This window comes from Streptomyces sp. NPDC006458 (genome assembly GCF_040612135.1).
Taxonomy (GTDB): Bacteria; Actinomycetota; Actinomycetes; order Streptomycetales; family Streptomycetaceae; genus Streptomyces.
This window is the reverse complement of the sequence record NZ_JBEXPR010000009.1, coordinates 217,125-236,286: the sequence shown is the minus strand read 5'-3', so window position 1 is coordinate 236,286 and position 19,162 is coordinate 217,125. Positions and strand designations below refer to the sequence as shown.

At 72.3% G+C, this 19,162-nt stretch carries 12 protein-coding genes and 2 pseudogenes; 9 read left to right on the top strand and 5 right to left on the bottom strand.

Going from position 1 to position 19,162, the window contains the following annotated elements:
* The first annotated feature begins 128 nt into the window (after positions 1-128).
* Complete coding sequence (locus ABZZ79_RS15035; RefSeq protein WP_356689354.1) at positions 129-2,366, top strand: Ig-like domain repeat protein; 2,238 nt, start codon at positions 129-131, stop codon at positions 2,364-2,366.
* Here ABZZ79_RS15035 and ABZZ79_RS15030 read toward each other — a convergent pair.
* Both ABZZ79_RS15030 and ABZZ79_RS15025 read right to left on the bottom strand, forming a co-directional pair.
* Complete coding sequence (locus tag ABZZ79_RS15030) at positions 2,351-3,442, bottom strand: hypothetical protein (RefSeq protein ID WP_356689353.1); 1,092 nt, start codon at positions 3,440-3,442, stop codon at positions 2,351-2,353. The two genes, ABZZ79_RS15035 and ABZZ79_RS15030, sit on opposite strands and share 16 nt — an antisense overlap.
* A gap of 76 nt (positions 3,443-3,518) precedes the next feature.
* Complete coding sequence (locus ABZZ79_RS15025) at positions 3,519-4,691, bottom strand: PP2C family protein-serine/threonine phosphatase (protein WP_356689352.1); 1,173 nt, start codon at positions 4,689-4,691, stop codon at positions 3,519-3,521.
* Positions 4,692-5,398: 707 nt separating this feature from the next.
* On the opposite strand from ABZZ79_RS15025, the gene ABZZ79_RS15020 reads away from it, so the two are divergent.
* Complete coding sequence (locus ABZZ79_RS15020) at positions 5,399-5,836, top strand: hypothetical protein (protein ID WP_356689351.1); 438 nt, start codon at positions 5,399-5,401, stop codon at positions 5,834-5,836.
* Positions 5,837-5,951: 115 nt separating this feature from the next.
* Here ABZZ79_RS15020 and ABZZ79_RS15015 read toward each other — a convergent pair whose 3' ends face one another.
* A complete protein-coding gene (locus ABZZ79_RS15015; protein ID WP_356689350.1) occupies positions 5,952-6,521 on the bottom strand; it encodes an SH3 domain-containing protein in 570 nt (189 codons plus the stop codon).
* Between the two features lie 221 nt (positions 6,522-6,742).
* Here ABZZ79_RS15015 and ABZZ79_RS15010 point away from each other — a divergent pair, with 221 nt between their 5' ends.
* Positions 6,743-7,642: a hypothetical protein gene (locus tag ABZZ79_RS15010; protein WP_356689349.1), complete on the top strand. Its 900-nt coding sequence runs from the start codon at positions 6,743-6,745 to the stop codon at positions 7,640-7,642.
* Here ABZZ79_RS15010 and ABZZ79_RS15005 read toward each other — a convergent pair.
* A pseudogene (locus ABZZ79_RS15005) lies at positions 7,542-8,261 on the bottom strand (aminotransferase class I/II-fold pyridoxal phosphate-dependent enzyme); the annotation flags it as partial. The gene ABZZ79_RS15010 and the pseudogene ABZZ79_RS15005 overlap by 101 nt on opposite strands.
* A gap of 4 nt (positions 8,262-8,265) precedes the next feature.
* On the opposite strand from ABZZ79_RS15005, the pseudogene ABZZ79_RS15000 reads away from it, so the two are divergent.
* Together ABZZ79_RS15000 and ABZZ79_RS14995 are read left to right on the top strand one after the other, a co-directional pair.
* Positions 8,266-8,466 (top strand): annotated as a pseudogene (locus ABZZ79_RS15000) (alpha/beta hydrolase); the annotation flags it as partial.
* Between the two features lie 402 nt (positions 8,467-8,868).
* The gene (locus ABZZ79_RS14995; RefSeq protein ID WP_356689348.1) at positions 8,869-10,806 is read left to right on the top strand and encodes an FUSC family protein; all 1,938 of its coding nucleotides are present in this window, start codon (positions 8,869-8,871) and stop codon (positions 10,804-10,806) included.
* 41 nt (positions 10,807-10,847) lie between these two features.
* Here ABZZ79_RS14995 and ABZZ79_RS14990 read toward each other — a convergent pair whose 3' ends face one another.
* Positions 10,848-12,923, bottom strand: coding sequence for a PhoX family protein (locus ABZZ79_RS14990; RefSeq protein WP_356689347.1), 2,076 nt, complete (start codon positions 12,921-12,923; stop codon positions 10,848-10,850).
* Positions 12,924-13,182: 259 nt separating this feature from the next.
* On the opposite strand from ABZZ79_RS14990, the gene ABZZ79_RS14985 reads away from it, so the two are divergent.
* From ABZZ79_RS14985 to ABZZ79_RS14970, 4 genes are all read left to right on the top strand, one after another.
* On the top strand, positions 13,183-15,048 hold the full coding sequence (locus ABZZ79_RS14985) for a VWA domain-containing protein (protein WP_356689346.1): 1,866 nt from the start codon (positions 13,183-13,185) through the stop codon (positions 15,046-15,048).
* A 133-nt stretch (positions 15,049-15,181) separates the two neighbouring features.
* On the top strand, positions 15,182-16,900 hold the full coding sequence (metG, locus tag ABZZ79_RS14980) for a methionine--tRNA ligase (RefSeq protein ID WP_356689345.1): 1,719 nt from the start codon (positions 15,182-15,184) through the stop codon (positions 16,898-16,900).
* A gap of 92 nt (positions 16,901-16,992) precedes the next feature.
* Complete coding sequence (locus ABZZ79_RS14975) at positions 16,993-17,358, top strand: PH domain-containing protein (protein WP_356689344.1); 366 nt, start codon at positions 16,993-16,995, stop codon at positions 17,356-17,358.
* A gap of 368 nt (positions 17,359-17,726) precedes the next feature.
* Positions 17,727-19,136, top strand: a complete 1,410-nt coding sequence (locus ABZZ79_RS14970; protein ID WP_356689343.1) for a VCBS repeat-containing protein — start codon at positions 17,727-17,729, stop codon at positions 19,134-19,136.
* Positions 19,137-19,162: the final 26 nt, after the last annotated feature.

Genomic DNA, 19,162 nt, shown 5'->3' with positions numbered 1-19,162 from the left:
CAGGATTCGATGTCAGCACCATCCTTTACTCTTCGCTCAATCGCCACACGCGGCACACAGAGCGCCCACAACAGCAGCTCCGCCACTGCCGCGAGGCCCACCTTTCTTTTGTTCCGGGGGGAACCAGCGTGCGTATCCGCACTCTCCCGGCCGCCACCGCCCTGGCGGTCCTCTTCAGTTCCGCCGTCCTCACCTCGACGCCCGCGATCGCCGACACGGACCGGCCGGTCGCCGTGTCCGAGGCGGACGACAGCGTCGTGGACGGCGTCCACCAGCGCATCTTCTTCAGCGACCGGTACCAGAACCGGATCGTCGTCACCGACTACTCCGGCACGGTCGTCAAGACGTTCACCGGTCTGCCGCAGGTCCGCGATCTCGTGCTGACGCCGGACGCCAAGACCCTGTACGCGGCCGTCCAGGGCGCCGACAAGATCGTCGCGATCGACACCGAGCTGCTCGTGCAGACCGCCGAGTACCCGACGGGCACCGGCACCATCCCGTCCACCGTCGCCTACACCGAGGGCACGATCTGGTTCGGCTACGGCGACCAGTGGGACTCCGGTCTCGGCGCGGTCGACCTGATCCCGAAGACCCCGGAGCCGACCGAGACCCCGGAGCCGACGGACACCCCGACGGAGACCCCGGACCCGACAGACACCCCGACGGACACGCCGTCGCCGACCGAGACCCCGGACCCGACGGACACGCCGGACCCGACGGACACGCCGAGCCCGACGGACACCGAGACGACCACGCCGGCCGAGACCCCGGACCCGACGGACACGGAGACGTCGACCGAGACCCCGGACCCGGCGGACACGCCGTCCGCCGCGCAGGCCCGCTCCGCGCAGGCCGCCGCCGCCGACGCACCGACCGTCCGCCTCGGCCTCGACGGCGGGCACGACTGGTCCGGCCCGCCCATGCTGTACGCCGACCCGGACAACGCGAACACGCTCGTCGCCCTGGACGGTCACATCAGCTCGGCCCCGATCGTCGTCTACGACGTCGCCACGGGCACCCCGGCGATCAAGGTCTCCGCCACCCCGGGCGGCTTCCACCGGGACGCCGCGCTCACCCCGGACGGCCAGTCGGTCGTCGTCGCCGGGCCCGGCTCCCGCGCGGTGACCGAGTACCGCCTGTCCGACCTGTCCGTGGTGCGCACCTACCCCACCAAGGACCAGCCGCTGATGGTGGACGTCGCCCCCGACGGCACGGTCGCCGCGACCGTCCGTGACGTGGACGACCTCGGCGACACGTACGTCTTCAGCGGCGGCGCGGCCAAGCCCGCCAGCGTGCGCAACCTGACCCACCAGTGGATGCCGGAGTGGGGCCACCAGCTGAACTGGTCCGCCGACGGCGCCAAGCTGTTCGTGCTCACCGGCAACAGCGACAGCACCCGCTTCCGCCGCATCGACGAGCCGCGCAAGTACCCGACCACGGCGACGGTCAACGTCCCGACGACCGCCCCGCGCGCCAAGCCCCTCACGGTCAGCGGCACGCTGGTCTCCGGCTCCAAGCTGCCCGCGGGCACGCCGATCACGGTCGTGCGCACGGACCTGGAGTCCCCGAACGGCAAGTCCCTGGGCACCAAGTCCCTCGGCACCGGCGGCAAGTTCTCCTTCAGCGACACCCCGCTGTCCGGCGCCAGGGTCACGTACAAGGTGACGTACGCCGGTGACGCCACCCACCTCGCCGCCTCCGCGACGGACAGCGTCGAGGTCTCCCGGGCCACGCCCGCGCTGACGCTGAACAACAACGGCAAGGTGTACAGCTACGGCGCGGACGTACGCTTCACCGCGCACCTGGGCACCACGTACAAGAACCGCAAGGTCGAGATCTGGGCCGACCCGTTCGGCGCGGACAAGCCCAACCGGCTGGTGAGGTCCGGCACGGTGAACTCCAGCGGCAACCTCTCGGTCGTCCTGGACATGACCCGCGACGCCAAGATCACCGCGAAGTTCGCGGGCGACTCCCGCTACAAGCCGCGCACGGTGACCAGCACGGTCGGCGCCAAGGTGCGGGTCTCGCTGGGCCTCACGGGCTACTACCAGAAGAAGTCCACGTGGGGTCAGACCTACCACTTCTACAAGAAGTCCAAGAACCCGATCTTCACCACGGTCATGTCGAAGTACCCCGGCCGTCAGCAGAAGCTCGCGTTCGAGATCTACTACCAGGGCACGTGGTACGACGCGAACAGCTACTACTTCCCGCTGAGCTCCACCGGCGTCTCCAAGGTCGAGCTGCTCGGCCCGCACGAGACCGGCTGGCGCCTGCGGGCCCGCGCCTCGTACATCAACGGCAGCTCGGGTGACTCGGTCAACTCCACCACCCACGGAGCCTGGAAGTACTTCTACTTCACGAACTGAACCGCGCCGGGCGGCGGCACCGGCTCCAGCCGGCTGAGCCGCCCGCGCACATCCTCCAGGGCGCCCTGCCTGCGACCGGGCACCCTGGAGCGCAACTCCGCGAGCGCGGGTCCGAGTTCACGGGCCCGCGCTCCGTCGTCGATACGGCCCCACTGGTGATGCGCCCGGTCGGCCGCCGCCTCCACGGCGGGCGCGTCCGGCGCCTGCCCGGCCGCGAGCCGCGCGGCGGCGACCGCCAGCCAGGTGTGGCAGCTGCGCACCGGGTCCCCGGCCAGCATCGCCAGATCGGCCCGCACCTCCGTCCAGTGCAGCGCCTCGGCCGACCCGGGCCCGTGCGCCCGTACGGCCGACTGCTCCCACCCGGCGGCCAGCGCGTCGGCGTCGGCGTGCCGCCCGGCCCGCACGGCGCTGGTGAGCGCCACGTGCGGATCACCGGGAGCGGCGGGCGGGCACGTGCTCAGCACCGTCCCGACGGTCTCGCCCTCGGCTGCCACCCGGCCGAGCGCCTCCTCGTGCAGCCGCTCCAGCGGCGGCCGGTGACCGCTGCGCAGCACGCTCGCGACGGCCTTCATGTACGAGGGCCGCGCCACGGTCCGTCTGCCCGGCGGCGGGGCGAGGCGCCCGTACACCGCCGTGTCGCGGCCGCAGTCCAGGGGGTGCGCCGTCAGGTGCTCCCAGGCCTCGGCGTCCGCGTGCAGGTCGATCACCAGCGTCGTGGTCCCGGGCGAGCGCAGCCGCAGTTCCTCCCGGAACCAGTGCCAGGGCAGGGCCGTGTAGCGCACGGTCGCCGGGGTGGTGCGGGCGAGGGCCAGGTGGGGCAGGCGCTGACGGCGGTCGAGCTGGAGCTGGCCGCTGACGAAGACGGTGAGCGGGCCCGGGGCGGCCGCGGCCGCGCGCAGCCGGGTCAGCACGGCCTGCGGGTCCAGCGGGTCGGCGAGTTCGACGACGTTCGCGGTGTCCGTGCCGGCCAGCACGGCGGGCGCCACGGCCGCGAGGACCGGCAGCACCGAGGCCGCGTCCACGAATCTGCCCCGGCCCACCGGCGAGGCCGCGAGCAGCAGCACGGTTCCGGGCATGGTCGCCTCCCTGTAGATCACGTACCGGTGCCACACCGTAACGGGTCGCGACACAGGGCGTCGGGGGGCGAGTCCGCTAGCGCAGCCGCCGGACGGCGAACACGGTGGTGTCGTCGGCCAGTCTGCCGCCGCAGTGCCGCAGCGTCCCGTCCCGGACGAAGGTCACCAGGCGGTGCGGTTCGACGGTCCGTGGATCGGCGGCCACGACCCCGGCGACCTCGTCCTCAAGGGGGTAGAAGACGCCGTGGCGGTCGCGGGCCTCGGTGACGCCGTCGGTGGTCATCAACAGCGTCTCGCCGGGGCCGAGGGGCACGCGGTTGACCGGCGGCGGGCCGGCTGCGGACTTGAGTTCGGCCAGGCCTAGGGGGAGTGTGTCGCCGGGCGGGAGGGCGCGTACGCCGCGCGGGCCGACGATCAGCGGGGGATCGTGGCCGAAGACGATCACGTCGACCGTGTCCGGGGCCTCGTCGGGGAAGGCGAGCAGGACCGCGGTGGCGAAGCGGTCGCCCTCCGAACTGCCGAGCTCGGCGAGACGGGCCCGGTGCCGGATCATCCGGACCTCCAGTCGGTCGGCGACCGTGCCCAGGTCCGCCTCGTGGTACCCGGCCTCGCGGAAGGTGCCGAGCAGCGCGGCCGCCACGTCCACCGCGGCCAGGCCCTTGCCCTGGACGTCCCCGAGGAGCACCCGGGTGCCGTGCGGGCCGGGCTGGATGTCGTAGAAGTCCCCGCCGACGCGGGCGTCGGTGTCGGCGGCGAGGTGGACGAAGGCGTGGTCGAGGCCGCCGAAGCCGGGGGGCAGCGGGCGCAGCACCGTGCGGCGGGTGGCGTCGGCGATGTCCCGCATGTGCACCATGCGGCGCTCCCCGCGGACCCGGACCCCGCACGCGGCCATGGCGAGGAGGCCGCCGAGCGTGGCGAGGACGAAGTCGGCCATGCCGGCCTGATACTGGCCCGGCAGCGTGCTGTCGGCGAGCAGGTAGACGGCCGGGGCGAGCACGGCGTAGACGACGGTGCCGCGCAGCCCGCAGATCGCGGCGGCGATGCCCGGCACGAGCACCAGCCAGGAGATGATCCGGAAGCCGCGCGGGGTCTGGTAGTCGATGGCGACGATGGCGATGAGCAGCACCAGCGGGGGGACCCAGGCGACGCTGTGACCGCCGATCCGCAGCAGTTCGTTGCGGGGCACGGCATCCCGGTGCCCGGCCCGGGGATACCGGTCGAGCAGCCGCCGCCCGCCGTCACCGCTCACGGCTTCAGCGAAGCATGTGCCCGGACGCGCCGCATCCGCTCCGCTGAGGGCGCGCTGAGTGGCGGGGTCCTGTCCATACCCGACCGCGCCCGTTCGCACCCCACCCACGCAGTTCCCCGCGCCCCCTAAAACCCTGCGCAGTTCCCCGCGCCCCCCAAAAGCTTGCGCAGTTCCCCGCGCCCCCAAAAACCCGCGCAGTTCCCCGCGCCCCCAAAAAACCTGCGCCGTTCCCCGCGCCCCCCAAAAGCCTGCGCCGTTCCCCGCGCCCCCCAAAAGCCTGCGCCGTTCCCCGCGCCCCTTAAAAGCCGCGCAGTTCCCCGCGCCCCTAAAGAACCTGCGCCGTCCCCCGCGCCCCTCAGGAGGACCAGCCGGTCTTTAGGGGCGCGGGGAACTGCGCGACCAGCCACGACGAACCCGCACCCACGCACAGGCACAAGCCACCCAGCCCCTCAGGGGCGCGGGGAACTGCGCAAACGCCCACCAACAACCCGCACCCACGCACGGGCACGAGCCACCCAGCTCCTCAGGGGCGCGGGGAACTGCGCGAACGGCCACGAACGACCCGCACCCACAGACACACAGCCACCACCCCACCCAGCGGTGACCACGGCTCGCCCGCGCAGCGACCACCGCGACCATCGACTTGCCTTCGACCCCGCACAGGTGTGCCCTGGAAGGCGGGGGCGAGGAGAGAGAGGAGTCCTCTCATGGCTCATGCGGCACCCGTGCCCGTCGGCGTCAACGCCGCCGGGCTGCCCGACGTGTTCAGCGCACGGACCCACAAGATCATGCACTGGGCCCTGCCCGTCACACTCGGGCTGATCTACGGCTACTGGGTCGCGGCCAACAACCGCGCCGGTGGCGAGATCACCGGATGGAACATCCTGCTGGGATTCGTCAGCACGGTCGCGTTCGCGGTGCTGTGGATCGCTGTGCGGGCAGTCGCCTCGGGGCTGCCCCGGGAGCTGCACGCCGTGCTGTGGGCGGCGTTCTCGGGCTGTGCCTTCGGCTTCCTGTACGCGCAGACCGGGGAGTCCATCGTGCGCTCGGTCGTGATGTCGCTGGTGGTGTCGGCGAGCGTGTTCGCGGTGCTGTTCTACCGCTACTACACGCACGAGGACGCCGAGGGGCATCGGATCTCCTGACACCCCGTCGAGCCTGTCCCGTCGAGCTTGTCGGAGAGGGCCGTGGACCCCGGCGGTGTGTCGCCGGGGTCCACGTTTCCCTCATCCCTCCACTCACCAGGTGACCGGGACTGTCTCAGTCGCCTGACGAGGCTCCGGAAACGCTCCAGCTCCATGAGCCGCCCACGCTCCACGATCCGGAACCGGTGGCGGAGCCGGAGGCGCTCCACGACCCGGAGCCGGAAACGCTCCAGGAGTCGTTCCAGAACGGGTCGTCCCAGTTGGTCCACTCGCCGTCCTTCCATTGCGGACAGGGGTCCGCGCAGGTCGGCACGTGGTGACCGTCGGTCTCGACGAAGGCCGCGCTCGCCCATGCCTGGGCGCCGACGAGCCAGTACCAGTACGGGTTCCCGTTGACGCTCTGTCCGATGACCTTGCACTGGACGCGGTCCTGGCTGCCCGGTGAGAGCGAGCCGACGACCGGCGCGTGGGTGGTGGGCGCCTGCCTCAGGTTGAGGTCGGTGCCGGAGACGACAGTGCCCCAGATCGGATCGTGGGATCGGCCGCCGTGTCCGTCGTGCTGTCCGTCGGCGTACGCCGGTGGGGTCGCCGCTGCCGCCGTGGTGCCCGCCGCCGCGACGGCGAGCGTGCCACCTGCTGCGAGCAGGGCCGCGGTCAGGGTCCGCAGGGCCGGAGTGGTGCGCATGATCGACCTCCTTTCCCCAGAACCAGGAAACACCCGTTCGGGTGAACCCTCCACCGGAGGGGGGAACGCCCAGCTAGGACCCCGTTCCGGGGCGTTCCGGGGGCCGTTCGGGACCGTACCTGAAAGCCCATCTGGCATATGCCAGAGCCTTGGGCCGCCTGGGCACCCGTACGGCCGCGCCCCGCTCGCGCCGCACGCGGGCCGCGACTTGGCTGGAAGGCGTGTCCCCCCGTCTGCGAACCGCCCTCTCCGCCGCCCTCGTCGGCCTGGCCTGTCTGCTGCTGCCGTTCGGCGCGCTGGCGGCCTGGGCGGCGTACGGGCTGGCGGACACCGGGCGTTATGTGCGCGCCATGGGACCGCTGGCCGACGACCCGGCCGTGCAGGACGCGGTCGCGGACACCGTCGGGGACGGACTCGCCCGGGAGACCGGCACCGGCATCGCCCGGTCCTATCTCCGCGACGCCGTACGGTCGTTCGCCGGCACCGCGGCCTTCCGCGCGGGCTGGGACCAGGCGAACCGGTCCGCGCACGACGCCGTGCTGCGCGCCCTGCACGGCGAGGGCGCCGGCCCGGTCACCGTGGACCTGGCGCAGGTCACGGCCCGGGTGAAACACCAACTGGCCGCCGAACACGTGCCGCTGGCCCGGCGCATCCCGGTCACGCACCGGGCGGTGGCCGTGCTGCCCGCCGATGAACTGAGCGGCATGCGGAAGGGGTTGAGGGTGCTGGAGATCGCCGCGTTCTGGCTGCCGCTGAGCGCGGCCGTGCTCGCCGTCGCCGGGATCGCGGCCGCCACCTGCCGCCGCCGCGCGGTCACCGCGACCGCCCTCGGCACGGCCCTCGGCGGCGCGCTGCTCGGCGTCGCGGTGGCCGTGGGACGACATCTGACCGTGACCGGCCTGCCCGCCGAGGTCTCCGCCGCGGCCGCGGGCGCGGTCTACGACGCCCTCACCGAGACCCTGCGCACGGTGTCCTGGCTGCTGCTGGCCCTGGGTCTCACGGTGGCAGGGCTGACCTGGCTCACCCGCTACGCGGACCGGGTCCGCCCCGGGCGACGGCGGCGAGCGTCCGCAGCGCCCGCGCCAGATCGTCCGGAGGAGCAGACGCGAGCCCGAGCCTGACCGCGTCGGGGGTGCGGCCGGGGTCGACGGCGAAGGCCGGTCCCGGAGTGACGGCGATGCCGTGCGCGGCGGCCGCGGCGGTGAAGGTGTCCGCCCGCCAGGGCGCGGGCAGTTCCCACCAGGCGTAGTAGGCGTGCGGGTCGGACCGTACGGCGAAGCCCGCCAGTTGCTCGGCGACCAGCCGCTGCCGCGCGGCCGCGTCCGCTCGCTTGGCCGCGACCAGCCGCTCCACCGTGCCGTCCGCGATCCAGCGCACGGCCGCCTCCAGCGCGAACCGGGCCGCGCCCCAGCCGCCCGAACGCAAGCCGGCCGCCACCGGCTCGACCCGGCCGGGCGGTACGACGAGGAAGCCCACGGTCAGTCCGGGGGCCACGCGCTTGGACAGACCGTCGACGACATGGGTCAGCCGCGGGGCGTACGCGGCCAGCGGGGTGTCACCGGGCCGCAGGAAGGACCAGATGCGGTCCTCGACGACCGGAACACCCAACTCGGCGACCCGCGCGGCCAGTCGGCGCCGACCCGCGTCCGACATCGTGAACGAGGTCGGATTGTGCAGGGCGGGCTGCACGTAGAGGGCGGAGAGCGGCGCACGCCGGTGGGCGGCGGCCAGACTGTCGGGACACCGGGTCGCCGTCCCGGCCCTGGTCGTGGTCGGCGCGGACGACGAGTACACACCCGTCGCGGACGCCGAGGCGCTGCGCGCCGCCCTGCCCGACTCCGCCCTGCGCGTCGTCGAGGGCGCGGCCCACATGCCGAACCTGGAACGGCCCGCGGAGTTCGACGTGGCCCTCGCCGGGCTGCTGGCGCGGGTGGACGGGGTGTGACCTCCGTCGCCGGCCGGGCGCGGGTGCCCCATGGCTGTTCGCGCAGTTCCCCGCGCCCCTCAAGGACTTCGACTGCGGCCCGCCCGTGGCTGGTCGCGCAGTTCCCCGCGCCCCTGGGGAGGTGCACCCGAGCCGCCTCGAAGCGGCGCGGTACCTGCGCGAACAATACGAAACCCACCTCCCCAAGGGGCGCGAGGAACTGCGCGAACAACCACGACGGCCCCGCACCCCACAACCCACCCGAACCACCCAACCCCTCAGGGGCGCGGGGAACTGCGCGAGCGGCCACGAACGACCCGCACCCGGCAGACAGAGATCGCACCCCGCCGCGGACCTCGCAAACCCCTCGCGGATATGGACACCCCTCCAGGTCAGAGCCCCACCCCGGCCCATAATGGCCGCATGTCGCGCGAGTTCCCCATCGGCCTCACCCCACCTGACTGGCTGGTGAGGAACCTGCGGGCGCAGCCGACCACCCCCGTCAACAAACCCGCCGTGGCCCGCGCCGCGATCGCCATGACCCTGCCCCTGGTGATCGGCCTGGCCGCCGGCCGGCCGGAGTACGGCGCGCTCGCCTCCATGGGCGCCCTGTCCGGCGTCATCGGCGACACCGCCGACGCGTACCGGATGCGCCTGCTGAACATCGCGATCCCCCAGGCCTTCGGCGCGATCGGCATCACCCTCGGCGCGCTCGCCTACGGCCACGGCTGGGTCGCCGTCGCCGCCGTCACCGGCATCGCCCTGGTCTCCGGGATGATCTCCACGATCGGCGCGGTCGCCTCCGTGTCCGGACTGTTGCTGCTGCTGAACGCCGTCGTCGGCGCGGGCCTGCCGATGCCGGGCTCCTGGTGGCTGGCCCCGGTGCTGATGACCGGCGGCGGCCTGCTGGTCCTGGCACTCGCCCTGCTGGCCTGGCCACTGCGCTCCGGCGTGCCCGAACGCGCCGCCGTCGCCGACACCTACCGCACCGTCGCCGACCTGCTCGCCGCCTGCGCCACCGACGGCTACGACGAGGCCCGGCACGCCGTCACCCAGTCCATGAACCAGGCCTACGACCTCGTCCTCGCCCGCCGCACCCGCCACCACGGCCGCAGCCCCGAACTGACCCGTCTGCTCGCCCAGCTCAACGCGGTCACCCCGGTCATGGAGGCCGCCCCGGCCGCCCATCTGCGCGGAAAGCCGCTGCCGCTGGAGGTCCCGCAGGCCGTACGCCACCTCGCCGAGGCCGTACAAACCGGCTACCACGGGCCGATAGGTCTGGGGCTGCCCGCCCCCGACGACGAGACGAGCCGGGCCATCGACCACGCGCTGCGGCACACCGCCGAGGTCGTCACCTCCCCGGACGTGGATCCGCGCGGCATCGACGACCGGCTCGGCCGTCCCGCGGGCCTGCGCGTGAGGGCCGCCCGCGTCGCGCGGGACGTGATGCTCTCGGCCGCCTCCTGGCGCTACGGCCTGCGGCTCGCGCTGTGCGTCGGGATCGCCCAGGTGCTGGTGTCGATCATCGCGGTGCCACGCTCGTACTGGGTGGCCCTGACCATCACCTTCGTCCTCAAGCCGGACTTCGGCTCGGTGTTCTCCCGCGCCCTGCTGCGGGCGCTCGGCACGGTCGGTGGCCTGGTGGTCGCGGCGGCCGTGCTCGCCGAGGTGCCGCGCGGCTGGTGGGACGTACCCGTGATGCTGGTGCTGGCCCCGCTGATCCCCGCCCTGACCCCGCGCGGCTACGGCTACCAGACCGCGGCCATCACCCCGGTGATCCTGCTGCTGTCGGACATCCTCAACCACCAGGGCACCGACCTGCTGCTCCCCCGGCTGGTCGACTCCCTGATGGGCTGCGCCATCGCGCTGGTCGCCGGCTATCTGCTGTGGCCGGAGAGCTGGCACACCCGGGTCGGCGACCGGCTCGCGGACGCCGTCGCGGACACGGCCCGCTATGTGGAGTCGGCGTTCGGGGAGACGAGGGACCCGGCGGGCCGGGCCCGGATGCGCCGCCGCCTCTACCGCGACCTGTCGGTGATCCGTACCGAGTTCCAGCGCGCGCTGACCGAGCCCCCGCCCACCGGGCGCCGGGCGGCGGCCTGGTGGCCGCTGGTGGTCGCGGTGGAACGGATCGTGGACGCGACGACGGCGGCGCGGGTCCGTGTCCGGCACGGAGCCGCGCCGCCGTCGAAGGCGGAGATCGCGCAGGTCACCCTTCAGCTGCGGGAGCTGTCCGAGGGGGTGCGCGAGGCGGAGGTCCTGGTCGCCGTCCGCACGGATCTCACGGGCCCGGCGGACAGCGTCCTGGAACCGCTGCGCCAGGAGGTGGCGGCGGCGAGGGCCATCGCGTCACCGCGCTGACCCCCTGCCGCCCTGCCGCCCGGCCTCCCGGCCACCGGCCGTCACAGGCCGATGTCGTCGCCGTCCTCGCGGTAGACCGCGACCACGGCCGGACGGTTGATCTTGCCGGGACCGTCGGGCCAGGCGCTCAGCGGCTTCTCGGCGGTGGCACCGTCGAGCTCGCCCGGGTGCTGCACGGCGACGAGCACCCGGCGGCTCTGCACGAGCGGGCCACAGGTCTCGGCGCCCTTCGGCACGGTCAGGAACTGCTTGAGCTCACCCCGGCGCGAGCCGCGGGTCGCCACGCCGAAGAGGCCGTCGTGCGAGCCGAGCTGGTTGCCGTCGGTGGAGATCCACAGGTTGCCGTGCGGGTCGAACGCCACGTTGTCCGGGCAGGAGATCGGGCTGACCTGGTCCTTCGGGAAACCGGCGAAGTAGGTGCCCGGGTCGGTGGGGTCACCGGCGACCAGGAACAGCTTCCAGGCGAAGGTCCTGCTGTCGGCCTCGTTCCAGCGCTCGGTGAGCTCCAGGATGTGGCCGTGCTTGTTGCCGATGCGCGGGTTGGCCTCGTCCACGGGAGCGGAACCGGCGGTGCCGCGGCGGGTGTTGTTGGTGAGCGCCACGTACACCTTGCCGGTGTGCGGGTTGGGCTCGATGTCCTCGGGGCGGTCCATCTTGGTGGCGCCGACCTTGTCACCGGCGAGGCGGGTGAAGACGTACACCTCCTCGGCGGTCATGCCCTCGACGTGCGAGACCGCGCCGTCGCGGGTGGCGGTGGCCAGCGGGATCCACTCGCCGGAGCCGTCGAACTCGCCGTCGTTCGGGAGCTTGCCGGTGCCGTCGATCTCGATGGCCGGGGAGTCACCGGTCACCTTGGCGACGTACAGGGTGCCCTCGTCGAGCAGCGAGAGGTTGTGCTCGCGCACGGAGCGGGACGAACCGTGCTTCATCCGCTTGGAGCCGACGAACTTGTAGAAGTAGTCGAAGCGCTCGTCGTCACCGGTGTAGACGACCGGGCGGCCGTCGTCGGTGAGGCGGACGGTGGCGCCCTCGTGCTTGAAGCGGCCCAGCGCGGTGTGCTTGCGCGGGGTGGACTCCGGGTCGTACGGGTCGAACTCGACGACATAGCCGAAGCGGTGCGACTCGTTGGGCTCCTGGGCGACGTCGAAGCGCTTGTCGAAACGCTCCCACTTGCGCTCGGAGGCGGCGGCGTTCAGGCCGTAGCGCTTGTCGGTGGGGCGGGTGCCGTTGGCGAAGTACTGGTTGAAGTTCTCCTCGCCGTGCAGGGTGCTGCCCCACGGCGTCGTACCGCCCGAGCAGTTGTTCAGGGTGCCGAGGACCTTGGTGCCCGTCGGGTCCACGGAGGTCTTCAGCAGGTCCGAACCGGCGGCCGGGCCGGTCAGGCGGAACTCGGTGGTGGCGGTGACACGGCGGTTCAGCGGGTGCCGGGTGACCGGGACGAGCTTGCCGTTGCGGCGGTTGCCCTCGACCACGACGGCCGCGAGACCGTGCGCGGCCCAGGCGATCTCGACCTGCTCCTTGGTCGGGTTCGCGGCGTCGTAGCCGGCGAACATCAGGATCTCGTCGGTGTACTCGTGGTTGGCGACGAGGATCTGGCGGCCGGGCTCACCGGGGAGCGGCAGCAGGGACAGGTAGTCGCAGTTGTAGCCGAACTGACCGGCCTGGGCCTCGGCGGTCTGCTGGGCCGGGTCGAAGGCCGGGGCACCGCGCAGGATGGGCTCGCCCCAGCGGATCACGATGTTCTGCTCGTAACCCTCGGGGATCGTGACCTGGTCGTCGGTGTTCGGCGCGACCGGGTCGAAGCGCAGACCGCGCGCGGCGCGGGCCGGCGGGTACACCTCGTGGGCATCGCCGGCGCCCTCGGCGGCGGCGGCCTGCGGCGCGGCGGCGGTGGTGACGGCGGTACCGGCGGCGGCCGCCGCGGTGACCACGGCGGCGGCGCGCATCACCGAGCGGCGGCTGAGGGCGCCGGCGATGACATCACCGAGGTATTCATTCGAACTGGTGTTCGGCGCCTCGTGGAAACACGCGTCGCCGCAGCGGAAACGGCAGGTCAGGGCAGAGCGCCCACCCGCATGCGAGTCGTTGGTCCTGATGATCGGCAGTTGGATGCGCACTTCGTTCTCCCCTGGCTTCCCCTTGGCTTCAGCAGCCTGGACGCTAGGAGCACGGTCGTGCGCGTGCGGGGACTCGGAGTTAACCACCGGTGAACGCGACACATCCGAACGGCAGTTGGAGCAACGGGCCGGCGCGGGCCCGCGTCACCGCCGAGGTCGGGTACGCCCCTCCCCAAGATCCCCACACGGTCCCGCTAACCTTACGTGTCCGTCCTGGCCAGGGATCGACGGGCATCAACTCGCGCGAAGGGTTGCACTCATGGGCATTCTCACTCTCCTGCGGAACGCATTCGGCCGGTCACGCAAACCCGGACCCGCCGACCCTGAGAATGCGACCTCTACGCAGTCGGCCACCTCCCAGACCCCCACGGTCCCCGAACCCCGCACGGCTTCCCCGTCGGAGTGCTCGGATTCCTCGGATTCCTCGGAACACGAATTGGTGGCAGCGGCCTTCGACAACGTCACGGTCCCGAAGCCGACGGAGTCCCCGGAGCCGACGGTCACGGCCGAGGAGCCGAGGCCGGCCGCCGAGGAGCCTGCGGCAGCCGTGGCGGAGGAGCCGGTCGCGGCCGAGGACCCCGTCGTCGAGCCCGAGCCCGTCGCCGCCGAGGAGCCTGCGGCGGCCGTCGCGGAGGAGCCTGCGGCAGCCGAGGAGCCCGCCACCGAGCCCGAGCCCGCCGCCGAGGAGCCGGAGCCGGTCGCCGCCGAGGAGTCCGAGCCCGTCGCGGCCGAGGAGTCGGAGCCGGTCGTCGCCGAGGAGCCCGCCGCGGCCGAGGAACCCGCCGCCGAGCCCGAGCCCGCCGCCGAGGAGCCGGAGCCCGCCGCGGCCGAGGAACCCGCCGCCGAGCCCGAGCCCGCCGCCGCCGAGGAGCCGGAGCCGGTCGCCGCTGAGGAGCCCGCCGCCGAGCCCGAGCCCGCCGCCGCCGAGGAGCCGGAGCCGGTCGCCGCTGAGGAACCCGCCGCCGAGCCCGAGCCCATCACGGCCGAGGAGCCCGTCGCCGCCGAGGAACCCGCGACCGAGCCCGAGCCCGTCGCCGCCGAGGAGCCCGAGCCGGTCGTCGCCGAGGAGCCCGCAGCGGCTGAGGACCCCGCCACCGAGCCCGAGCCCATCACGGCCGAGGAGCCCGTCGCCGCCGAGGAACCCGCGACCGAGCCCGAGCCCGTCGCCGCCGAGGAGCCTGCGGCAGCCACGGAGCCCGCCGCCGAGTCCGAGCCGGAGTTCGAGCCGGACCTGGAGGCGCTGTCCGACATCGTCGCGGTGGTCGAGGAACCGGTGGTCGAGGAACCGGTGGTCGAGGAGCCGGCCGCCGAGGGCGAAGCCGAGGTGGAGGAGACGGCCCCGGAGCCGACGGCCGCCGATGGCGCGGACGAGGCACAGGAGCCACAGGAAGCCGACGACGAGACCCGCACGGGTGGTGCGGGTGGGAACGAAGACCCGGCCGAAGGCGAAGCCGAGGCAAGCACCCCCCAGCCCCCCACACGCACCACCCCCGACATCCCCAAAACCCTCCTCACCGCCTACGACGCCGCCCACGCCACCCTCGCGGCGCACCACCTCACCGACACCACCGCGAAGATCTACCTCGTCCTCGACCGCTCCGCGTCCATGCGCGGTTACTACAAGGACGGCTCCGCCCAGGCCCTCGGTGACCAGACCCTCGCCCTCGCGGCCCACCTCGACCCCGAGGCCACGGTCCACGTCGTCTTCTTCTCCACCGAACTCGACGGCACCACCGACCTCACCCTCGCCGAGCACGACACCAAGATCGACGACACCCACGCGGCCCTCGGCCGCATGGGCCGCACCAGCTACCACGCCGCGGTGGAAGCCGTCCTCGCCCACCACACGAAGGCCGCCCCCACCACCCCCGCCCTCGTCGTCTTCCAGACCGACGGCGCCCCCGACGCGAAGACCCCCGCCACCCAGTCCCTCACGGACGCCGAGAAGAACCACCCCAACGTCTTCTTCTCCTTCGTCGCCTTCGGAGAGCACGACAACAAGGCCTTCGACTACCTCCGCAAGCTGAAGACCGCCAACACCGCGTTCTTCCACGCCGGCCCGACCCCCCGAGAGCTCACCGACGCCGAGCTCTACACGGGCGTGCTGGCCACCTGGAAGCCGTAAGGAACACCCCGGAACACCACCGGAAACACCCCGCGGCCGCCCCTTCCCACCCCTTAAAACGGGAAGCGGGCGGCCCACCCGTGTCGGCTACGATTTCAAGGTTCGCAAAACAACCGACCTGGGAGCAGCCGGCATGGCTCGACACCTCATCACCAGCGCCCTTCCGTACATCAACGGGATCAAGCACCTGGGCAACATGGTGGGGTCCATGCTCCCGGCGGACGTGTACTCCCGGTACCTGCGCCAGCGCGGCCACGACGTCCTCTACATCTGCGCCACGGACGAGCACGGCACCCCCGCCGAACTGGCAGCCAAGGAGCAGAACCTCCCGGTCGCGGAGTTCTGCGCGCAGGCGCACGACGCACAGAAGGCGGTCTACGACGGCTTCGCGCTCTCCTTCGACTACTTCGGCCGCAGCTCCAGCCGCGAGAACCACGAGATCACCCAGCACTTCGCCCGCAAGCTCCAGGAGAACGGCTTCATCGAGGAGCGGGCGATCCGCCAGGTCTACTCGCCCGCCGACGGCCGCTTCCTGCCGGACCGCTACGTCGAGGGCACCTGCCCCCACTGCGGCTACGACAAGGCCCGCGGCGACCAGTGCGAGAACTGCACCCGCGTGCTGGACCCGACCGACCTGATCAACCCCCGCTCGGCGATCTCGGGCAGCACGGATCTCGAAGTCAGGGAGACCAAGCACCTCTTCCTCCTCCAGTCCAAGCTGCAGAACGAGGTCGAGGCCTGGGTCTCCCGCCACGAGGAGGACTGGCCGCAGCTGGCCTCCTCCATCGCCCGCAAGTGGCTGACCGAGGGCCTGCACGACCGCGCGATCACCCGCGACCTGGACTGGGGCGTCCCGGTCCCCGCCGACACCTGGCCGGAGCTGGCCGCCGAGGGCAAGGTCTTCTACGTCTGGTTCGACGCCCCGATCGAGTACCTGGGCGCGACGAAGGAGTGGTCGGACCAGGACCCGGAGAACCGCGACTGGAAGTCCTGGTGGTACGACGTCGACACGGTCGTCCGCTACACCCAGTTCATGGCGAAGGACAACGTCCCGTTCCACACGGTGATGTTCCCGGCGACCGAACTCGGCGTGCGCGAGCCGTGGAAGAAAGTCGACTACGTCAAGGCCTTCAACTGGCTGACGTACTACGGCGGCAAGTTCTCCACCTCGCAGAAGCGCGGCGTCTTCACCGACCAGGCCCTGGAGATCCTGCCCGCCGACTACTGGCGCTACTTCCTCATCGCCAACGCCCCGGAGTCGGACGACTCGTCCTTCACCTGGGAGCACTTCACCGCCACGGTGAACAAGGATCTCGCCGACACCCTCGGCAACTTCGTCAACCGCGTGCTGTCCTTCTCCCGCAAGCGCTTCGGCGACGACGTACCCGCGGGCGGCGAGCCGGGCGAGGCGGAGGCGCGCCTGGGCGAGGAGATCGCCCGGCTGCTCGCCGAGTACGAGTCCCAGATGGAGTCCCTGCAGTTCCGCAAGGCGGCGGCGGCACTGCGCGCCCTGTGGTCGGCCGGCAACTCCTACCTGGAGGAGAAGGCCCCCTGGCTGCAGATCAAGACCGACCAGGACGGCGCGGCCCTGACCCTGCGTACGGCGATGAACCTGATCCACCTCTACGCGGTGGTCTCCGAGCCCTTCGTCCCGACGACCGCGGCGGCCATGCGCCAGGCCTTCTCCCTCGCCGACGACACTGCGGCCTGGGTCTCGGCGGACGAGGCGAAGTCCCTGGCCTTCGTCCCGGCCGGTACGCCCTTCACGGTGCCGCCGGTGATGTTCGCCAAGCTGACGGACGACGACCTCGCCGCGTACAAGGAGCGCTTCGGCGGGGAAACAGCCGCGTAACAGCCCTTCTCGGACCCCTCACTCACCAGGTATATCTGACCAAGATCATGTGGCATCGGACGCCACATGACCTTCGAGTGGGGGGTTCTCTCATGGCTCTTTTCGGCAACGCGCACCCGATCGACCCGGCCCAGGCCGCGCAGGACTACGCCCGGCTGCTGGGGCAGGGCGAGACCGTGCACGCCGCGTACCTGCTGATCCGCGACACCATCCTGTTCACCGACCGCCGCCTGATCCTGATCGACAAGCAGGGCATCACCGGCAAGAAGGTGGAGTACCACTCCATCCCGTACCGCAGCATCACGCACTTCGCGGTGGAGACGGCCGGCACCTTCGACCTCGACGCCGAGCTGAAGATCTGGGTCTCCGGCACCCAGCTGCCGATCACCAAGACCTTCACCAAGGGCGTCGACATCTACGAGGTCCAGGCGATCCTCACGCAGTACGTGGCGCGGTAGTCACAGCCGTCGGTCCCGGTGGTGTCGGCCCACCACAGGATTCGCCCACTTGTGCGAGAGCGAGGGCTCTCGCGGGGAGGGTTCTCACGTCGGCAGACACGCCCTGAGACGGGGCGGTCTGACCGCCTGGCACCGGCACCGGCAGGGGCTCCTTCGCGGCGGGCGTGCGCACCGGCACCGGCTGGGGCGTCTACAAGTCCCTTTCCTGAACAGCGGGTTGACCGCGTGCGTCCGGGATCCGTCGAGGAAACGGGCGCCCGCGGTACAACCTCCTGATGCGCTGACATGTCCCATCTGTGACGGCGGGTCGCGCCACGGCCCGGAAGTCGGCGGGCCGCGGGGCGCGCCGTGGGAAAGGGGACACGCACATGGGCAGATGGACCGCGGCCGCGATCGTGGCCGCCTCGCTGGTCGCGGGGACGCTGCTGCCGGCCGCCCCGGCAGCGGCCGTGCACGGGGCGGTGCCGGGGGACTTCAACGGTGACGGGTACCGCGACGCGGTGCTGCCAATACCCGGCGCGGACATTGGCAGCGAGCTGCGAGCGGGTGCCGTGGTCGTGCTGTACGGCTCGTCGAGGGGGGTCTCGACGGCGGGCAAGCGCCAGGTCATCACACAGAACTCGCCCGGTGTCCCGGGCGTGGTCGGCGGCTACAACCGCTTCGGCACCTCCACCGCCACGGCCGACCTGAACCGCGACGGGTACGCCGATCTGGTCGTCGGCGCGCCCTACGGGGCGGACAAGGGCACTGTCACCGTGCTGTGGGGCAGCAGGAACGGCCTGGCCAAGGGGACCTTCCTGCCGAAGCAGGGCCTGAACGAGTGGTACGGCACGGACGTCGCGGCGATCAGCGCGGGAGCGGGCGCCAGGACCCAGGTCGTGGTGGGCGGTTCCCAGGGGACCGTCACCTTCAAGGGGCCGTTCAGCAGCAGCGGCACCTACGCCTCGGCCGTGCAGACGCCGAGGGAGGAGGGGCTGATCGGGTCCGTGGCCCTCGGCGACTTCGACCGGAACGGGTCGCCGGACCAGGTGGTCTTCGGCGGCCGCCGGCTCGACATCACCGGCAGCGACATCCGGGTGAACCAGACCGGCGGCACGGACTGGCCGGTGCTGGAGAAGGGCAACGGCTTCATCGCCGCGACCGGTGACGTCAACGGCGACGGGTACACCGACCTCGTGGTCGGGGACCCGCTGACGCCGGTGACGCCGGGCGTCGACGGGGAGCTGGGCGGGCGGGTGCTGGTCTGGCGCGGTTCGGCGAGCGGCATCCGTCCGGACGCGACGCCCGAGGTGATCACCCAGGACACCGCGGGTGTGCCCGGCACGAGCGAGAAGCAGGACACCTTCGGCGCCGGCCTCGCGGTGGCCGACCTCAACCGGGACGGCCTCGCGGAGATCATCGTCGGCGCGCCGTACGAGGCCGTGGGAGCCGTCAGGCGGACCGGCATGGTCACCGTGATCCCCGGCCGCCGCTCGGGCCCGCTCGGCTCGGGCGGGTACTCCTTCCACCAGGACACCCCGGGCGTGCCCAGCGTCAACGAGACCCGTGACTGCTTCGGGGCGACGGTCTCGGCCGGAGACGTGAACAAGGACGGCAAGCCGGAGCTGTTCATCGGCGCGGCCTGCGAGAACCACTACAACGGCGCGGTCTTCATGCTCCCCGGCGGCTCGTCCCGCCCGACGGGCACCGGCAGCCGCGCCTTCACCCTGGACTCGCTCGGCATGCCGCAGTGGTACGAGGGCTGGCTGGGCGGCAACGGGCTGCTCTGGGTCTACTGACGACCGTCGTGGTCCGGCGGCACGCC

Coding starts and splice junctions, on each gene's coding strand:
- ABZZ79_RS15030 (WP_356689353.1), bottom strand. CDS start 3,442: ATGCCCGGAACCGTGCTGCTGCTCGCGGCCTCGCCGGTGGGCCGGGGC.
- ABZZ79_RS15020 (WP_356689351.1), top strand. CDS start 5,399: ATGGCTCATGCGGCACCCGTGCCCGTCGGCGTCAACGCCGCCGGGCTG.
- ABZZ79_RS15015 (WP_356689350.1), bottom strand. CDS start 6,521: ATGCGCACCACTCCGGCCCTGCGGACCCTGACCGCGGCCCTGCTCGCA.
- ABZZ79_RS14995 (WP_356689348.1), top strand. CDS start 8,869: ATGTCGCGCGAGTTCCCCATCGGCCTCACCCCACCTGACTGGCTGGTG.
- ABZZ79_RS14985 (WP_356689346.1), top strand. CDS start 13,183: ATGGGCATTCTCACTCTCCTGCGGAACGCATTCGGCCGGTCACGCAAA.
- metG (WP_356689345.1), top strand. CDS start 15,182: ATGGCTCGACACCTCATCACCAGCGCCCTTCCGTACATCAACGGGATC.
- ABZZ79_RS14975 (WP_356689344.1), top strand. CDS start 16,993: ATGGCTCTTTTCGGCAACGCGCACCCGATCGACCCGGCCCAGGCCGCG.
- ABZZ79_RS14970 (WP_356689343.1), top strand. CDS start 17,727: ATGGGCAGATGGACCGCGGCCGCGATCGTGGCCGCCTCGCTGGTCGCG.